The organism is Paraburkholderia fungorum (genome assembly GCF_046027605.1).
GTDB classification, from domain to species: Bacteria; Pseudomonadota; Gammaproteobacteria; order Burkholderiales; family Burkholderiaceae; genus Paraburkholderia; species Paraburkholderia fungorum_F.
Genome location: NZ_JAQQEF010000024.1, coordinates 61,285 through 77,250, shown reverse-complemented (window position 1 = coordinate 77,250; position 15,966 = coordinate 61,285). Strand labels below are relative to the sequence as shown.

General features: G+C 60.9%; 15 protein-coding genes. 7 read left to right on the top strand and 8 right to left on the bottom strand.

From position 1 onward, the window contains the following. Window positions 1-166: 166 nt before the first annotated feature. The gene (locus tag PQR53_RS30110) at window positions 167-1,102 is read left to right on the top strand and encodes a hypothetical protein (RefSeq protein ID WP_408462324.1); all 936 of its coding nucleotides are present in this window, start codon (window positions 167-169) and stop codon (window positions 1,100-1,102) included. 224 nt (window positions 1,103-1,326) lie between these two features. Here PQR53_RS30110 and PQR53_RS30105 read toward each other — a convergent pair whose 3' ends face one another. Together PQR53_RS30105 and PQR53_RS30100 are read right to left on the bottom strand one after the other, a co-directional pair. Further along, complete coding sequence (locus tag PQR53_RS30105) at window positions 1,327-1,848, bottom strand: response regulator (protein ID WP_408462321.1); 522 nt, start codon at window positions 1,846-1,848, stop codon at window positions 1,327-1,329. Between the two features lie 103 nt (window positions 1,849-1,951). Next, complete coding sequence (locus tag PQR53_RS30100; protein ID WP_408462318.1) at window positions 1,952-2,362, bottom strand: hypothetical protein; 411 nt, start codon at window positions 2,360-2,362, stop codon at window positions 1,952-1,954. A 193-nt stretch (window positions 2,363-2,555) separates the two neighbouring features. On the opposite strand from PQR53_RS30100, the gene PQR53_RS30095 reads away from it, so the two are divergent. Further along, window positions 2,556-3,050 (top strand): YciE/YciF ferroxidase family protein, encoded by a 495-nt coding sequence (locus PQR53_RS30095; RefSeq protein ID WP_408462315.1) that lies wholly within the window; start codon window positions 2,556-2,558, stop codon window positions 3,048-3,050. A 258-nt stretch (window positions 3,051-3,308) separates the two neighbouring features. On the opposite strand, the gene PQR53_RS30090 is transcribed toward PQR53_RS30095, so the two are convergent. Next, window positions 3,309-4,115 (bottom strand): transglutaminase-like domain-containing protein, encoded by an 807-nt coding sequence (locus tag PQR53_RS30090; RefSeq protein ID WP_408462312.1) that lies wholly within the window; start codon window positions 4,113-4,115, stop codon window positions 3,309-3,311. A gap of 212 nt (window positions 4,116-4,327) precedes the next feature. On the opposite strand from PQR53_RS30090, the gene PQR53_RS30085 reads away from it, so the two are divergent. Continuing rightward, on the top strand, window positions 4,328-5,179 hold the full coding sequence (locus tag PQR53_RS30085; RefSeq protein WP_408462309.1) for a formate/nitrite transporter family protein: 852 nt from the start codon (window positions 4,328-4,330) through the stop codon (window positions 5,177-5,179). A 41-nt stretch (window positions 5,180-5,220) separates the two neighbouring features. On the opposite strand, the gene PQR53_RS30080 is transcribed toward PQR53_RS30085, so the two are convergent. From PQR53_RS30080 to PQR53_RS30070, 3 genes are all read right to left on the bottom strand, one after another. Then, a complete protein-coding gene (locus PQR53_RS30080; protein ID WP_408462306.1) occupies window positions 5,221-5,691 on the bottom strand; it encodes an NAD(P)/FAD-dependent oxidoreductase in 471 nt (156 codons plus the stop codon). A gap of 240 nt (window positions 5,692-5,931) precedes the next feature. Beyond that, window positions 5,932-7,383 carry an aminotransferase-like domain-containing protein gene (locus PQR53_RS30075; protein WP_408462304.1) on the bottom strand — a complete coding sequence of 484 codons (1,452 nt, stop codon included), beginning with the start codon at window positions 7,381-7,383 and terminating at the stop codon, window positions 5,932-5,934. 65 nt (window positions 7,384-7,448) lie between these two features. After that, a complete protein-coding gene (locus PQR53_RS30070; RefSeq protein ID WP_408462301.1) occupies window positions 7,449-8,936 on the bottom strand; it encodes an EAL domain-containing protein in 1,488 nt (495 codons plus the stop codon). Between the two features lie 319 nt (window positions 8,937-9,255). Between PQR53_RS30070 and PQR53_RS30065 the strand changes: the two genes are divergently transcribed. Continuing rightward, complete coding sequence (locus PQR53_RS30065) at window positions 9,256-10,707, top strand: aminotransferase-like domain-containing protein (protein WP_408462431.1); 1,452 nt, start codon at window positions 9,256-9,258, stop codon at window positions 10,705-10,707. A gap of 14 nt (window positions 10,708-10,721) precedes the next feature. Here PQR53_RS30065 and PQR53_RS30060 read toward each other — a convergent pair whose 3' ends face one another. Together PQR53_RS30060 and PQR53_RS30055 are read right to left on the bottom strand one after the other, a co-directional pair. Continuing rightward, window positions 10,722-12,647, bottom strand: coding sequence for a sensor domain-containing diguanylate cyclase (locus PQR53_RS30060; RefSeq protein WP_408462298.1), 1,926 nt, complete (start codon window positions 12,645-12,647; stop codon window positions 10,722-10,724). After that, complete coding sequence (locus tag PQR53_RS30055) at window positions 12,644-13,645, bottom strand: EAL domain-containing protein (RefSeq protein ID WP_408462295.1); 1,002 nt, start codon at window positions 13,643-13,645, stop codon at window positions 12,644-12,646. Before PQR53_RS30055 ends, PQR53_RS30060 begins: the two co-directional genes overlap by 4 nt. Before the next feature lie 386 nt (window positions 13,646-14,031). Here PQR53_RS30055 and PQR53_RS30050 point away from each other — a divergent pair, with 386 nt between their 5' ends. The 3 genes from PQR53_RS30050 (at window position 14,032) to PQR53_RS30040 (ending at window position 15,916) form a co-directional block, all read left to right on the top strand. Continuing rightward, a complete protein-coding gene (locus PQR53_RS30050; protein WP_408462292.1) occupies window positions 14,032-14,274 on the top strand; it encodes a hypothetical protein in 243 nt (80 codons plus the stop codon). 44 nt (window positions 14,275-14,318) lie between these two features. After that, window positions 14,319-15,569, top strand: a complete 1,251-nt coding sequence (locus tag PQR53_RS30045) for an NAD(P)/FAD-dependent oxidoreductase (RefSeq protein WP_408462289.1) — start codon at window positions 14,319-14,321, stop codon at window positions 15,567-15,569. Between the two features lie 74 nt (window positions 15,570-15,643). Next, on the top strand, window positions 15,644-15,916 hold the full coding sequence (locus PQR53_RS30040; RefSeq protein WP_132380287.1) for a UBP-type zinc finger domain-containing protein: 273 nt from the start codon (window positions 15,644-15,646) through the stop codon (window positions 15,914-15,916). The last annotated feature ends 50 nt before the right edge of the window (window positions 15,917-15,966 follow it).

Genomic DNA, 15,966 nt, shown 5'->3' with positions numbered 1-15,966 from the left:
CCCTATGCCTATTAACGGACGGCCAGGACGCGGAGTTGGAAAGCGGACCATGAGCGGCACAAAAATTGCGTCCCCGCAAACGATTTATCCCGCACGGCATCGCAGCGATGCCCCACGCATCGGCAAATGGGCGATGCCGGTATCGACACGGTCATGGAGGCTCTCAATGAACCACACAAGAGATCCAGCGGACTATCCGCTGGCCACGAAAGATCCTGCGCTGTTAGTCCGGCAATACGAGGCCGCGGTCTCATGGGGAGCCGTGTTCGCCGGCGGCATCGGTGCGGCCGCGTTCGCACTCATCCTGCTGACCTTGGGCACCGGCCTCGGCCTGACGTCGATCTCCCCGTGGTCGTCGGGGCCCTCTAATGCGAAAGCGTTCGGCTTTGCCGCCGTGGTGTGGGTTTGCGTCACCTCGATTCTCACGTCGGGTTTAGGTGGCTATCTGGCGGGACGGCTACGCAGCCGCTGGCTGGCAGTCGACGCCGATGAAATCCACTTCCGCGACACGGCGCATGGTTTCCTGAGCTGGGCCGTGGCGACGCTTTTCACGGCCGCCATACTGACATCGGCCGTCTCGGGCATTGTGCGGGCCGGCGCGCAGACCGCCGCGATAACTGCCGCGGCAGGCGGCTCGGTTGCGATGGGAGCGATGCAACGTGGCAATGCAGAAGCCGCCACGAACACGTGGCCGCTCGGCTACTTCGTCGATTCGCTGTTCCGGATACCCGCCGGTTCGTCACTCGCCGCACCCGCCACACCGGAAGGCCGCAACGAGACGGCCCGCGCGGAAACGGCCCGGATATTCCTTAACAGCGCGGCAACGGGTGATCAATTGTCGCCGGAAGATACTGCCTATTTAAGCCAGCTTGTCGCGCAGCGTACTGGCCTTACGCCGGAAGCAGCACAAGCTCGTGTGGTGACCACCTACACGCGCCTGCTGCAGAAAATCACTGCCCTCGATGCGGCCGCTAAAGATGCCGCCGACAAGGCGCGCAAAGTCACAATCGGCGCATCGTTGTGGTTATTTATCTCGCTTCTGATGGGCGCATTCTCTGCGAGTCTGATGGCAACTCATGGCGGCCGCGTACGCCAACTCTGATTGAAATTTCAATTTATTTACCGAAGGAGGTGTCTATGCGCTCAATTCTTCTTTATATGCTCGGAGTACCTATTCCCATCATCATTCTGATCGCGCTGTTCTGGCATTAGGCGCGGTCTTGCCGTCGATCGTCCGGGCATCCTGACGTTCTACGGCGCTGATTGTCGAAAAGGTCGTCACGGGCGCGGCGCAATTGAGAACGTCGCGTCCGTCTTGACTTTGCGCTAATGTCGATCAACCGGGCCCGGATAGGACGGCCCAGGCTCCGCCGTGGATGGCACGATCTGAAAGCCATCGACTGCGTTCGGGCCGAGCAGCTTGAGGATCATGCCTTCGAGTTGGTTTAGTTGGGCAGGCTTACGGCACACGGCGTCGAAACCAGCCTCCTTCATTTCACGGATGTAGCCGGCGGTATCGAACGCGGTGAATGCCAGAAGGGGAATCTTTCCGGTCGCCCCGATTCTCCGCAGCGCCGCTGCAACGCCGATGCCGGATAGGCCGGGCATGGCGACGTCCAGAACAATGCAATCAGGTATCCACGCCTTCGCTTCCCTCAGGGCGTCCGAGCCGTGGTAGACGGTTCGCACGCTCAAGCCGCCGGCGTGCAGGTATGCGCTCAGCGCGTCTGCGGACGGGCACGAATCGTCGACGACAAGCACGCGGACAGGCGCTCCGTTTTGACAGGGTCCGCGCCGACTTGCGGTCGAATCATCGGGGCATTCCTGGCTTTCGAAATTGGGGGTCATGGGTTTTATCTCGCTGCTGGCACGTCGACATCGAACTGCTCACGTCTCCAACGCCGATGGAATCGAGCGCGGCACGTCCGTCGGCGGCCCCGTCGATGCAATCCTAGTGTAAGTCGTCGCGGACATCGTCCGAAGAAACCACCTTGCCCGAACTGTCCACGATCGCCACCCGCTCAGCGGCGGCGACGGCTGGTTCCGTCATAACAAGCAGACCCGGCCTGGCGATCCGCTCCTGAGCGACGAATCCGCCGAACGACGCGACGTCGAATATCTCCGCGAACGTCTGAAGCGAACTTCCGAAGTGCTCCTGCATCGCCGAGAAGAGCGCATTGCGCGTTTGAACAGCGATGTGTTCCACATGCCGCCAGTATGCAAAGGTTTTCGTGACCGCGGCCGGGAACTGTTTGGCGTTTGACTTATGTCCCGGTTTTTTGCCAGATCCCGATAAGAAATGCGACATTCGCCTTCGGAATGCAAAAACGGCGTGCGGACGCCGCCCCTCCGCCAGAGTCAAGGGGTCCCGCGGCTCCAGAGCTACTCCCCTTAGTACTGCGCCCAAGACTGCCGCAGGCCCTTCTGGCGGGCAGCAAGTGCGCGAGCTTCAACGGCGAAGTTATCGGCGGGTCACCGTGGCATGCTGGTTGCGCGGAGTCCGGCACACCGCGCTTTCTGGAAGCTGCGGGCCCCAACCGACTGAAGGAGGAACTATGGCTACCAAGACCCTGAAGGATTTGTTCATTCATTCGCTATCCGACATCTATAGTGCCGAAAAGCAGATGACGAAGTCACTTCCCAAGATGGCGCGGGCGGCGACGAGTCCTGACCTCCGGTCGGCATTCGAGACGCACCTGGAAGAAACGCAAGGCCAGATTGAAAGAATTGACCAGGTCGTCGAAGCCGGCGGAATCAAACTCAAGCGCGTTAAGTGCGTTGCCATGGAGGGTCTGGTCGAAGAAGGCCAGGAGCAGATTGACGAGATCGAGAAAGGCCCGGTTCTCGATACAGCCCTCATCGCAGCAGCGCAAAAAGTGGAGCACTACGAAATTGCATCGTACGGCTCGTTGATAGCGCTGGCCAAACAGCTCGGTGAAACGGCTGCGGTCAAGCTGCTGGCCGAAACGCTGAAGGAAGAAAAGGCTACCGATGACAAGCTTTCTCTGCTCGCTGAGGAAAAGGTGGCGGCAGAGGCCTTAGGCAAGTAAGCCGACTCGTCGCCCGGCGGCCAGCGGCCGAAGCCCCGGGCTCGAATCAGTTCCTCACATGATCCGTACACCTTTTGCTCTTTGCGCCCGACCTGTCCGTACTGAATCGGCTTTACGAACGCATCATCGGCGCAACCAGGCTGTGTTCACGCGGTCAGCGGCGGCCATGTGCGGCGCGATCCATGAATCATGGCGACATCGCTTTATCGGCACCGCGTAAAGCCAAACGATTGGTTGTCAACGGTCAAGCGCGGCCAATCAGCCATCCGGCTCGCAGACGACCATGAATTTGCTGAGCAGCGACGGGCCGAATGTATTGCTGATCGCGACGTCGGCAGCATCGCGGCCGCGTGCCATCAGAATTCGTCCCGTGCGCGGCGCATTGTTACGCGGGTCGAAAGTCTCCCAGCTATCGCCCAGATACGCCTCGAACCATGCGCAGAAATCCATCGGCGCGTACGGAGGCGGGAGCCCCACATCGCTGATATAACCCGTGCAGTAGCGCGCCGGAATGTTCATCGCGCGGCACATCGCGACTGCAAGGTGCGCGTAGTCGCGGCAGACACCCGCACCGTCCTGCCACGTCTGCCACGCCGTTTTCGTCGGGCGTGCGCAGGTGTAGTCGAAGCGGACATGGTTGTGCACGAAGCCGCAAATCGCCTGCACGCGACTACGCCCGAGCGGCGTATGGCCAAAGAGCTGCCACGCGGTCTCGGAGAGCAGATCGGTCTCACAGTAACGGCTGCCGAGCAGAAACATCATGCATTCGTCGGGAAGTTCTTCGATCGCATGCTGAAAGCCGTTGGAGCCGGGTAGTTCGTGATTCGGAGGCACCTCGAATACGCCGCGCGCCGACAGCGTCAGTATGCCAGGCGGCGCCGTCAGACGCGTGCAAAGGTTGCCAAACGTGTCCTGATACTGCCGTAGCGGAACGCACGGTTGGGTGTTGATGTGATCCGGAACGAGCATGTCCTGTACACGGGAATAGTGCGTGTTCAGCATCAGTAGCATTGGCGTCGGCTGCGGACACTCGTACACCAGTTCGTAACCCACGCGAAGTCTCATTACATCACCTGTTGTCAGCGGCATTGCAGCGCCTGACCGACGCCTCGACAAAAGCCCGCGCAACGACCGTTCCCGAGCTGCGATTCGCAATGCTGCGCGCGCAGGCGCTAGTGACCAGCACACCTGCGCGCGGGCACTGATCGTGCGAATGGAGAGCCATGTCCGCCGGATTTCCGATGCAGGACGACACGTGACCCTCCGAGGACTCCGACATGCCCGCCAGCGATACCGGTTCCAACTCGCCTCATCTTGATGACGGCGAACAGCAACAGGCGGCGCAGCACGCCTCTCCCCGCGCGTTGGTGATTCATGAGGTAGTCAGGGAAGAAGGTGAAGCTGCCATGGACCGAACGGCCGGCGCGCTGATCATGTCCGCACTGGCCGCAGGGCTGTCGATGGGGTTTTCCTTCTTGACGCAAGCCGTCATCGAGAGCTCGTTGCCCGACACCTCATGGCGCTTTCTCGTCACTTCTTTCGGCTACACGGTCGGGTTCGTCATCGTCATTCTCGGCAAGCAGCAACTCTTCACGGAAAGCACCTTGAGCGCTGTGCTTCCGGTGCTGACGCGGCGCGACCTGAAAACCGTCGCGAAGACAGCCCGGCTCTGGGGACTCGTGCTGTCGGCCAATATCGTCGGAACGCTCATGTTTGCGGCAATACTCCAGATTCCCGGCGTGTTTTCCGACGACGTCGTCAAGGCGCTGGGCTCGCTGGCCACGCAGCCGTTTTCGGGCAGCTTCATGGTGACCGTCGTTCGTGCGATGTTTGCCGGCTGGCTCATCGCGCTGATGGTCTGGCTGCTCCCCAGTGCGCGCTCGGCTCGGCTCGTGACGATTCTGTTGATCACCTATGTGGTGGCAATCAGCAAGCTGTCGCACATCATCGCCGGATCGGTCGAGGCGAGCTACGCCGTGATGACCGGTGCAGCCGCCGTCCGCGACTACCTGCTCGGATTCTTCGCGCCAACCTTGCTCGGCAATATGATCGGCGGTATCTCGCTGGTGGCGATCATCAACCACGGGTCCATCGCGGCAGAAATAACGGAATCGGAGCCGCAGCGCTGACCCGTCGAAGCAAGCGCGAATGACGAGCGCACTAACGTGCGTTATGGGGAAGGCTTGCCGTCAGTCTCATAACCGTCGCATATCGGACAGAGACGGAACAGGCCGGAACGTGTCAGCTCATCCGCGTTGGGCATCAGCGGCAGTCCGTCACGTATGCCCGCGGCGAGCAAAACGCGCTTGGCGTGCATCGAGCGCATTGCTTCTTCACTGCCACACGTTGGACGGTAGTCGATCCGGAAACCGTCGCTGACCGCTGCGATGGTCTCTACCTTTGCATGTTCGGGCCCCACCCCGTACGGCGTAAGTTGCTCGCGCAGGTTCGCCAGCCAGGCCTCGCCGCTGACGCCCGATGGAAAGCCCTGCACGTTGCGCGCAACCGGGATGAGCCGCGCGCGACTTTCGCCGGATTCAACGACGCTCGTCGTTCGGCGATAGCGCGCAAGATAGAGTGCCGCGGTCAAGCCGGCCGGCCCCCCGCCTACGATTACACAGTCGATCGAACAATTATTCATCGGCATGCCTCCCCTCGCATTCACAGCCAGCTGCACAGCGCGAACTGCCTGCGTCTTCGTTGCCCATGCTGCTAGCTTTCGCCCGTTCGCCATCGTGAGTCTCACAAGCCTCTTCAACACAGCCCGCTAAGACCGCGGGAGTCGACTGCAGGTCACATCGTCGCTAGCGCGTCCTTGGCGACCCCGGATGTTGTCCGCAACAACTGGCTTCGCCTTCAATCATGGCTCCTCGTCTGCTATTTATTCGGCTCCTTCGTGCCCGGTATGCCGGGCTGTCCCTTGCTCAGCCATTGCTCGCCTCGCCAACATGCCCAAAGTGTGCATCTCCTTTTCAACGTCGGGGGTCCACGGACGACCATAGTTAAGCCGGATGTGACGGCGAAATTCGCGGCTGCATGAAAAGATTGCGCCAGGTGCTATCGCGATTTCGTGCGCTTCCGCCATCTCGAACAACTGCACTGCCTCGACTCCTTCTGGAAGTTCCACCCATAGAAAGAATCCGCCCGGCGGCCGGACCACTAATGTCCCCTGGGGGAAGTACCTGACGACGGCGGCCACCATACGGATCTGAAGGGACGCCAGTTCGCGACGCAGTTTGCGTAGAAGCCGGTCGTAGTCGCCATGCTCAAGGTAGTCGGCAATGGCGCATTGCACGGGCACAGACGCCGGGGCCATCGTCAGCCAACGCGCGTGCTCAATTCTCGCGGCGTATCGCCCCGCCGCTACCCAACCGAGGCGCAGTCCAGGCGCAAGGCTCTTCGAAAACGAACCGCAGTGCAGCACGAGGCCGTGAGAATCGAAGCGCTTCGCCGGATACGCGGGCGTCAAGCCAAAATGTAGTTCGCGGAATACGTCGTCCTCGATTAGCGGCACGCCATGTTTTGCCAGCAGCCTCACGAGCGCCTCCTTCCGTTCATCGGAGAGCGTCGCGCCGGTAGGCTGGTGCAGGGTCGTCATAAACCAGCAAGCCCGTACCGGATGGTGCCGCAACGCCTCCGCTAATACGCCGAGGTCGAGTCCACGGTGTGGATCGACAGGGATTTCCACGGCCTTCAGATGCAGGCGCTGAACCGCATCTTGCACAGCATGGAAAGCGGGCCGTTCTATTGCGATGGTGTCGCCAGGCTGCGTCAGAACCTGCAGACACAGTATCAGTGCGTCGAGCGCGCCGCTCGTCACAACAACCTCATCGATTGGAACGGCAACGCCGGTGACAATGTAGCGCAGGGCGATCTGGCGACGCAGATCTGCTTCAGCCTTTCCCGCCGACAAGGCATTCTGGGAACTCGCCATCCTCCGGGTCGCCGCAGTCAACGAGCGCGAGATCCGGCCAAACGGGAACAACTGGGCACTTGGCTCCGAAGACCCAAGCCCCGGATGCGCGCATCGACGTTGAGCCTTCATGAAGCGGATAACCAGGCTGTCGCCATCAGCCTCGTCAATACTGCGCTTTGAAACGATCGTTAGTGATTTCGTTAGCGCAGGCCGACTTGCGACGAAATAACCAGACCGAGGTCTTGCTACGATCAGGCCTCGTCGTTCGAGCGTGTAGTAAGCCTGGAAAACCGTTGACGAGCTGACGCGGTACGAACCGCTCGCCTGGCGCACCGACGGGAGTCGCACGCCGGGCTCAAGCGTACCGCTCGCAATCAGGTTTTCGAACTCTGCCGCCAGCTGGAGATAGCGCTTCATTATTATGTCATGCTAATTAATTAAAGTTGACTCGGGTCGCTCCGGTTGCGGGCGGAATGCCTCATTTAGAAATTTCGGACCCGCCAGCCGAGCACGGTTGCAGCTCCCGCGGGCTTTGAGGACGAGGCGTTGGCGGTCTGAAGAAATGCCTTCAGCCGGCCAGCGCCGAGTGCACGGCTGTAGAAGAAGCCTTGACCGAATTCGGCCCGGCTTGCCCGCGCGATGTTGTGATGTGCCGCGTTCTCAATGCCTTCGACCACGACCACGGCGCCCATCTCATGGCCCATGCTTGTCAACGCACTGATCTGTCTGGAGCGATCATCGGGATCCATTCCCAGCACTCCCCTGTCAAGCTTCACCATCTCAAAGGTCATGTCTGCCGGCAGTTCAAGTCCGACGTCAGTGGGACGCACGCCCGACAGGGCAAAACGCATTCCTATATCGCGCGCCTGCGCCATCATCGGGATGAGACGTTTTCTGAACTTCCTCGCGCTGCCTGCCTCGATCTTCAGTATCAGCGGCGGAAGACCGAGGGAGCCAACGTCACCCAGGTCCCTGATGAACGCGGAACTTACCAGATAAGAAGCGGGAGCGGTAACGCCCAGGTAGAGCGATTTCGGAGCGCCGATTTCCCGCAGCTCCTGAGCGGCACGCGACAGGACGAATCGCGTCATTGGCCCAATCAGGCTACTGCGCTCAATGAACTCCATATAGTGGGCCGGCCCTAGCGCGCCATATTTCTCGTTGTCCCATCGCAGTAATGCTTCGACGCCGACACACCTGGCGCGCCGCACGCCGACGACTGGTTGATACTCAACATGGAACCGGCCACGACGCAGCCCAGCACGCGCTGCACGCAGCAGGGACCTGTCGTAACGAAACCACCTTTTGAGGGCCCAACCGACAACAACCACCAGGACCCCCACCAGGATCGGCCACAATATAAATCCCAATATGGTCCATACCGAGGTGCGCGGCGTAGCAGTGCTCGCCGAAGACTGCACCGGGATGAGTGTCTCGGTGCCGATCGAAGGTGAAGGTGCCGCCGCTCGCGTTTCACAACCCCTACCCAATGAGCAATCCTGGGTCGACATCGCGGGTGGTTCCGGCGACTGCTCCGCGCGGTCGACCTGCGACGCGGTACCGGCCACTACGTCAGAGGCCAGACGGCCGCCTCGTTCTACCGCCGCGTAGTCCCTGATTTGCCACCGCAGTTCCCTGAGCAGCGTCACAACGTTCGGCCCCGGGCTGGCCAGCTCAACAGCGGTGCCGGTGGCATCGGCACGCATGTCGTCCAGCGAATCGCAAGTATTAGTCAGTACGGGCATCGGGCCAGCGACCGGTCCAGCAAGGGTGGCGGGAATAACGGGCAACTGCGCAATGGACGCGCAGGCTGAGCCGAAGCGAATCGGGGGCGCTGGTGGACCGGTCAGCCAGGCCGTCAATTGCTGCCAGACGCTGCGTTCAAACGTAAGACTGCGACTGGAACCGGTGTCGGCCGGACCGGCAAGAGCGAGTGAGGTGCCTGCGCAGGTGACCAGCACGACTGCCATACCTCGTCTCCAGCCCCGGCGGAGCGCGATGAACGCGCTGCATCTGATGGTTGATACCAGGAACCGAAATGCCATTGATTTATCGTTAAAAAATTCGGCTTACAAGTCGCTGTCGATTGGGCCGCTACGTGCAGGCGAAACATCGAAAGAGGTGGAAACTGTCTGGGCCGCACTTTGCCAGCGTGTGCGCGTCCGCAATAGAAGCAGATTGCGAAAGAAAGGCCGTATCAGATTGATAAGTGGCATTCTTCTAACATTAAGTGTGTGTGTTATCGGGCGGCCCGACACCCGCAACCGTGTCATTTGTGAGGAGTACAAGTTGAAACGGTACGAGCGGCTGGCCGACCAGCTCAGTGAGCTCATCAAGCGCGGTGATCTGCCACCCGGCGCGCGTATCCCCTCGGTGCGCGCGGCGTGCAAGGCCTGGGGCGTGAGCCCAGCGACGGTGTTTCGTGCCTACTACCTGCTCGAAAATCGGGGCATGATCAAGGCACGCCCGCGTTCAGGCTATTTCGTGTCGGCGGTTTCCGGAGAATTACTGCGGCAAAAGTCCTGGAGATCGCTGGGTACCGACCCGAAGACCGTCAATATCAGCGACCTTGTCTTTGAGGTCCTCAAAACGATCAGGCAGGCCGAGACTGTCCCACTTGGTTCAGCGTTCCTGAGCCCTGCGCTGTTTCCGATGGCGCGCGTCGGAAAGTCGTGCGCGACGGTCAATCGTTCAACGCATCTGGCCAGCATGGTTGACGGACTGCCGCCGGGGCACGAAGGATTGCGCCAACAGATTTCGTTGCGTTACCTGATGGCGGGAATGACGGTGCCCGTCGACGAGATAATCATTACGAGCGGTGCACTCGAAGCCCTGACGCTAAGCGCGCAGTTGCTCGCCGCTCCAGGCGATGTGATCGTGATCGAAAAGCCGACGTTCTATGCAGCGCTGCAGGCTATCGAGCGTCTGAGGCTGAACGTAGTGGAGATTCCTGTTGACCCGGTGGAGGGTCATGATCTGGATGCGCTCGCGCGGGCGCTGCAGCAACATCCGGTTCGCGCCTGCTGGTTCATGACCTCGTTTCACAATCCGACCGGGGCGACGCTGGACGATTCCAGGAAGCAGGCGCTGGTTGATCTGCTCGCCCGACACGACGTGCCGCTCATCGAGGATGACGTCTACAACGAGCTGCATTTTGGCCCGGACCCGGTGCGTCCCGCCAAATTCTTCGACCGGAAAGGTCTTGTCATCCATTGTGGATCGTTCGCGAAGTGCCTTGCGCCCGGATATCGTATCGGCTGGGCGGCAGCCGGAAGGTTCGCGGACAGGCTGGAACACGCGAAATGGATGACCACGCTGTCGGCCAGCATGCCAGCGCAGCGCGCAATCGCGGACTATCTGGAGCACGGCGGCTATGAACGTTTCCTGCACAAACTACGTCGCGAGTTGGCTCTTCAGCAATCGCAGATGCTCGACGCGATTGGCCGGTACTTCCCGGCCAATACAATGGCGACGAGGCCTGACGGCGGTTATTTCACATGGGTGGAGCTACCGGATCACGTCGACTCGATACACCTCTTCCAGGCCGCGCTCAACAGTGGCATCAGCATCGCGCCCGGACCTATCTTCTCTGCGGATGGCGCCTTTCGACAGCATGTGCGTCTGAACTATGGATACCCGTGGTCGGCGCGGCTCGATAAGGCGGTCTCGACGCTAGGCGCGCTGTGCGCGGATGAATCGCGTTGCGGCGCAACGCTGGCCGGGCCGGTTCAGCCGGCATGACACGGGCGTCGATCTCAACAGCGCATCCCCGCCGGTGAATCGCGAAGCTCGTGCACGACAATACGCGCCTTGCCTGCGACTTTCGCACGATACATTGCGGCATCCGCGGCGCGTAACAGGGCTTCGCCACTTAATGACGCTGCCTGGTCGCGCGGTAGCATGCCGATACTCGCCGATAACTGGACGACCTTCGCTCCGAACGTGATGGGCTGGCTCAGTGTCAGCAGGATTGCATGTCCAATTCTCTCCAGTGCAGCACGATCGATTGCAGGGCCGGTCAGCAGCACCGTGAACTCATCCCCGGCATGCCGCGCAACCAGATCCCCGCCACGCACGCAGCGGCTGATCCGGCGCGCGGCTTCAACCAGTACTTCGTCGCCGCACTGATGCCCGTATGTATCGTTGACAGCCTTGAAGCCGTCCAGGTCGATAAACATGATTGCAGCCACACCGTCGCCGCCTGCTGCGCATGCCTCATCCAGCCTCTCGAGGAACGAGCGTCTGTTCGGCAGGCCGGTCAGCGCGTCGTGAAACGCCTGATGCCGCAGGCGATCGAGCAACGCCGTTCGCTCCGTCACGTCGTGCACCAGCAGGTAGTACCCGTTAGCAGACTGATCGTGCACGCAACGCGGCACCAGCACACCACGCAGGACACGTTGGGTCCCATTTAGCGTCGCTCCGACCTCGTACTCGACCCTTTCGCCGTTAAGCACGCGTTGGACGTACGGCTCGATAGCGGCAAAATAGTCGGCGTCGAGAACCTCATGGGTGAGCTGTCCCAGGATCTCCTCCGGCTCCAACCCCATCCACTCGCGATAGGTCGAGTTGGCGAACCGAAACCGTCGCTCACCGTCGACGTAAGCGATCAGCACCGGCAGATTGTCAGCGATGGCGCGCAAATCTACGCGCGTGGCTCCCAATTGTCGCTCGGCGTTCGTCAGTTGCTCATGCGCCCTGCGCAGAACTTCCGAGGCCTCATGGGCTCCCCGATGCAACGCAGCCTCCCGCGCATCACGGGCGGTTTTTTCCCGTTGCTCCGTCTGGGTATCGTGAATGACAAACAGCCAGCCTCCGTCGCGGGTCGACCCCGCCTGCTTCAATGCCACCTGCACTCGCGCTGGCTTACTCTGCTTGTTGCGCAAGCGGAACGTTACGTCCAGCGTCAGGACCTCGACCCCTCGGCCACGATTGAGTGCCTGCACGGCCTGTTCAAGCCTGGTCCGGTCGTTCGCATCCAGCAGATCGAGTATGTTCGTTTTCGTCAGCGGAGCGCGCGAGTGCGCGAAGAATTTCACGCAGGCATCATTCATGTGCCGCCATTCCCAGTCCCTGCCGATATGCGCGATAGCGACCGGAGTCCGATGGAACGTCTCGAAGTAAAGCGCATGCTGGGCCTGAAGCCGGTCGATCGCCTGAAGCACTTGCAAACGATCAGAGCTGTCCAGCTTGCGCAGGCCAACTTCGTACGCGATCATTTTCCCCAGGTCTACCAGCATCTGACGCTGTTGGCGCGTGAAGCGCCGCGGCATCGAGTGCATCACGCATAGCATACCGATGGGTTTGCCGCACGGTAGACGCAGCGCAATGCCTGCGAAAAAGCGGATCCCCAATTCGCTGGTTGCCAGCGGTCCCTGCGCAAGATTCGGATCAGACCACCCATCCCTGACGACGAACGGTTCCTCGCATTGGAGCGTCCAGTAATAGCAGGTCTCCAGCTGGAATACGACGTCCCGTTCGCACCCGCTAACGCCTATGACTTCTGGCTGGCCCAGATTGTCGAGACATATGACGGATATTGGTAAATTCAGCGCGCGCGCGGTGATCCTGGTCACGCGCTCAAAGTACTGATCGTGTTCGCCTTCTGACGGTAGAGTAGCGCTGGCTAGTTGTCGTTGCTGCTGCTGCTGCTGCTGCGCATCCATGATGCATTCGTCTTTCACGCTTCATGCTCCGTTCCGGTCACATCGTGTAATGCGTTTGTCGACGTCCTCGCCGACGCAAACGCACGAAGCTGATCGATTGCCATCGGCTTCCCATACCAGTATCCCTGCGCGAGGTCGATTCCCGAGCGCTGGACCACGTCGTGTTCTGCCGCGCTCTCAACGCCTTCCACGACAACTATCGCACCAAGTGTGTGGGCCAACGCCGCTACCGACTTCAGAAACTGGATGCGCGCTTCGCCGCGCATGGCTAGAAATCGCCGGTCGACTTTCACCTGATCAAACCGGAAATCGCAGAGTAAGTCCAGATTGCTGAAGCCGGTGCCGAAATCGTCGAGTGACAGGCGTACGTCGCGTTGCCTCAAGTGGCTAAGCGCCGCGATAACCCGCGGTGTGCGCTCGACGCAGTTGCGCTCGGTGAGTTCCAGAACGAGGCGATCTAACACTGGACCGGCGGACTCACAGATATCCTCGACAAAGCATTCCTCCATCAGATGCCGCGCGCAGATATTTACCGATATATGCCAGTGCTGAGCGAACGGCAGCTGGGTCAGTGCGTTACTCGCCTCGCGCAGCACGAAACAGGTCAACGCGCCGAGCAGACGCGTGCCTTCGAGTTCTCCAATGAACAGCCCCGGGCCCCCGGCTCCGAACTTAGGATGGCCCCACCGGAGCAGGGCTTCCACGCCCACGCAGTGTCGCGTGCGCGTGTCCACAATGGGCTGATAGACGACATGGAACTCCCCGCGGCGAAGACCGATGCGCGCGGCGCGCCGCAATCTTGCTTGTGGGCGGACCCGGTAACCAACGTACACAACCGCGCCGCAAGCCGATAGTGCGATAACCAGCACAACGGCGTCGCGAGATGCGATCAGGCTGGCCGCGAGCAAACCAGCCAGGCTCGACGCAACGGCGACAGTCACCACCGCGTCAAGATGCCCGTCGAATACAGGTCGCAGCCGGCGTATTCGTGCTGTGTAGCGTTGGAAAACCCGCATGAAGTTGCTTTCGCACCGTTATCTGTGTTGCGTACTATGACCTGACTGCGTTTCGAAAACGAGTGGCAGTTACGTGTCAAAACATGCGTATCAGATCCGCGGTCACACGCGGGGTAAGTCGGCGCGGCAATTCGCTGAGGCAGGCTAGGCTCTTTACTCGGCGGGTCACGCGCTCGCCTCAACCGTTAAGACGTTATGCAAGGCACGGCGTATGAATGATCCCGGCGACTTGGTGCCCGGATGCGACAGGCAAATGGATTGGCGAACTGCCTTATCCTTTATCCGAACAGGCACTAGACTTCAATCATCTGTAGCGTGATCTCCGCACGAGACTTTCGCGCGACGTGACTCCATGTCGACGTTCGCCACTCCTGGAGGGCAAGCCCATGTCGAAGTCCATTCAAACGGCCGAACAGATTCGCGCCGAAACACAACGGCGCGTCGAGCAGCTTGCAGCCGACATCCCCCACCATCTGCGAGTCCGCGTGCCGCTGCCCGAGCGGCATCCGCCCGATGCCTCCGGCCGGAACTGGGACATGCTCGCGCTCAATGAGAGCGGCGCCGACTATCTTCGACAGGTCAGGCGTGTCATCGAGGACATGCGTACCGAGTTCGTTCTGCCGGATTGAGATTCCCTTTGACGGTTGACCACACGCATGACCCGAACACAGACATGGGCGAGGCAAACATGGTCAAGATCTATGGACGCATGCGGTCGGCGGAAGGCTATGCGATCCGCGATTTCCTGCATCGTTGCGACATTCCCTTCGAATGGGTCGAACTCAGCAGCGATGAAGAGTCGGCGAAGCTGGCACACGTGCAGCACCTTGGCGACTCGCGCCTGCCGGTATGCGAGTTTCACGACGGCACGTGGCTCGAATGTCCGACCATCCGGCAGATCACCGAAAAGCTCGGCTGGTTCCGCAACCCGTCACGCTCGGAATACGATCTCGCGATCTATGGCGCCGGGCCGGCCGGTCTGAGCGCCGCGGTCTACGGTGCATCCGAGGGATTGCGCACGGTGCTGGTGGAGCGCTGGGCCGTCGGGGGGCAGGCCGGCAGCACTTCGAAGATCGAGAACTACCTGGGGTTTCCGCACGGAGTCAGCGGTGCGGAACTCGCCGAGGGGGCTCGCGATCAGGCAGTCCGGTTCGGCGCGGAAATCCTGCTGGCCCGTGCTGGCGTGCGCGCGGATTTCTCGACGGGCAACGGTATCGTCTATCTCGAAGACGGTACGCGGATCACGGCACGCACGTCGGTGTGCGCGACAGGTGTCGCGTACCGGCTGCTGGAATTGCCAGACGAAGCGCGCTTCAGCGGCGCGGGTGTGTACTACGGCGCGGGCGCGAGCGAGGCGTCGCTGGTCCGTGGCGAAGACGTATACATCGTGGGCGGCGGCAATTCCGCGGGCCAGGCCGCGATGCATTTTTCCCAGTATTGCAATCATGTCACGATGGTGGTGCGCGACACGTCGCTGAAAAGCACACTGTCGCAGTACCTGATCGACCGTATCTCATCCGCGTCGAACATCGACGTGCTGACCTGCACGACCGTTACCGCATTGCACGGCGACGACGTGCTACGCGAAATCACGCTGACCGATCGCCGCAGCGGCGAAGCGCGACGCCTGAAGACGAACTGGCTCTTCGTTTGCATCGGCGGCCTGCCGAAGACCGATTGGGCCAAAGAGGTAGGCGTGGCTCGCGATGAAGCCGGCTATCTCGTGACGGGGCCTGACCTGCACGACACGGACCGGATGCTGCAGTGGCCGCTAGATCGCGAGCCGCTGTATCTGGAAACCAGCGTGCCCGGCGTGTTCGCCGCCGGCGATGTCCGCCATGGCTCGATCAAACGCGTGGCGGCTGCCGTCGGCGAAGGAGCCACCGCGGTGGCGCTCGTGCACCGCTATCTGAGCGGCGCATGATGTGCTTCATGTGCCTCACATGAGTGAGGCGCCGTCCGCTTTCTCTGTCGCAATCTCATCACCAGGAGCTGACCATGACTCCCACCTGCACGCATCTGGATGGAATCCGCGTATTACAGACCACGAAGCACTATTGCGAGGACTGCGTGAAACTCGGCCACTCCTGGGTGCATCTGCGGCTCTGCATGTCGTGCGGTCATGTAGCTTGTTGCGACTCTTCGCCCGATCGCCATGCGAGCGCGCATTATCATGCGACGGGCCACCCCCTGGTGCGTTCCATCGAACCGGGCGAATCGTGGATCTGGTGCTATCGCGACGAGATGATCGCGGGTGAAGTGGCACTGTAAACGGGTACAGCCGGCGGCGTTGATTCCACCGATCGCACCCGTCGTTTCCG

Excerpts from the sequence above, each read along its gene's own strand:
- PQR53_RS30110 (WP_408462324.1), top strand. The coding sequence starts at position 167 with ATGAACCACACAAGAGATCCAGCGGACTATCCGCTGGCCACGAAAGAT.
- PQR53_RS30105 (WP_408462321.1), bottom strand. The coding sequence starts at position 1,848 with ATGACCCCCAATTTCGAAAGCCAGGAATGCCCCGATGATTCGACCGCA.
- PQR53_RS30095 (WP_408462315.1), top strand. The coding sequence starts at position 2,556 with ATGGCTACCAAGACCCTGAAGGATTTGTTCATTCATTCGCTATCCGAC.
- PQR53_RS30090 (WP_408462312.1), bottom strand. The coding sequence starts at position 4,115 with ATGAGACTTCGCGTGGGTTACGAACTGGTGTACGAGTGTCCGCAGCCG.
- PQR53_RS30085 (WP_408462309.1), top strand. The coding sequence starts at position 4,328 with ATGCCCGCCAGCGATACCGGTTCCAACTCGCCTCATCTTGATGACGGC.
- PQR53_RS30080 (WP_408462306.1), bottom strand. The coding sequence starts at position 5,691 with ATGAATAATTGTTCGATCGACTGTGTAATCGTAGGCGGGGGGCCGGCC.
- PQR53_RS30075 (WP_408462304.1), bottom strand. The coding sequence starts at position 7,383 with ATGAAGCGCTATCTCCAGCTGGCGGCAGAGTTCGAAAACCTGATTGCG.
- PQR53_RS30070 (WP_408462301.1), bottom strand. The coding sequence starts at position 8,936 with ATGGCAGTCGTGCTGGTCACCTGCGCAGGCACCTCACTCGCTCTTGCC.
- PQR53_RS30055 (WP_408462295.1), bottom strand. The coding sequence starts at position 13,645 with ATGCGGGTTTTCCAACGCTACACAGCACGAATACGCCGGCTGCGACCT.
- PQR53_RS30050 (WP_408462292.1), top strand. The coding sequence starts at position 14,032 with ATGTCGAAGTCCATTCAAACGGCCGAACAGATTCGCGCCGAAACACAA.
- PQR53_RS30045 (WP_408462289.1), top strand. The coding sequence starts at position 14,319 with ATGGGCGAGGCAAACATGGTCAAGATCTATGGACGCATGCGGTCGGCG.
- PQR53_RS30040 (WP_132380287.1), top strand. The coding sequence starts at position 15,644 with ATGACTCCCACCTGCACGCATCTGGATGGAATCCGCGTATTACAGACC.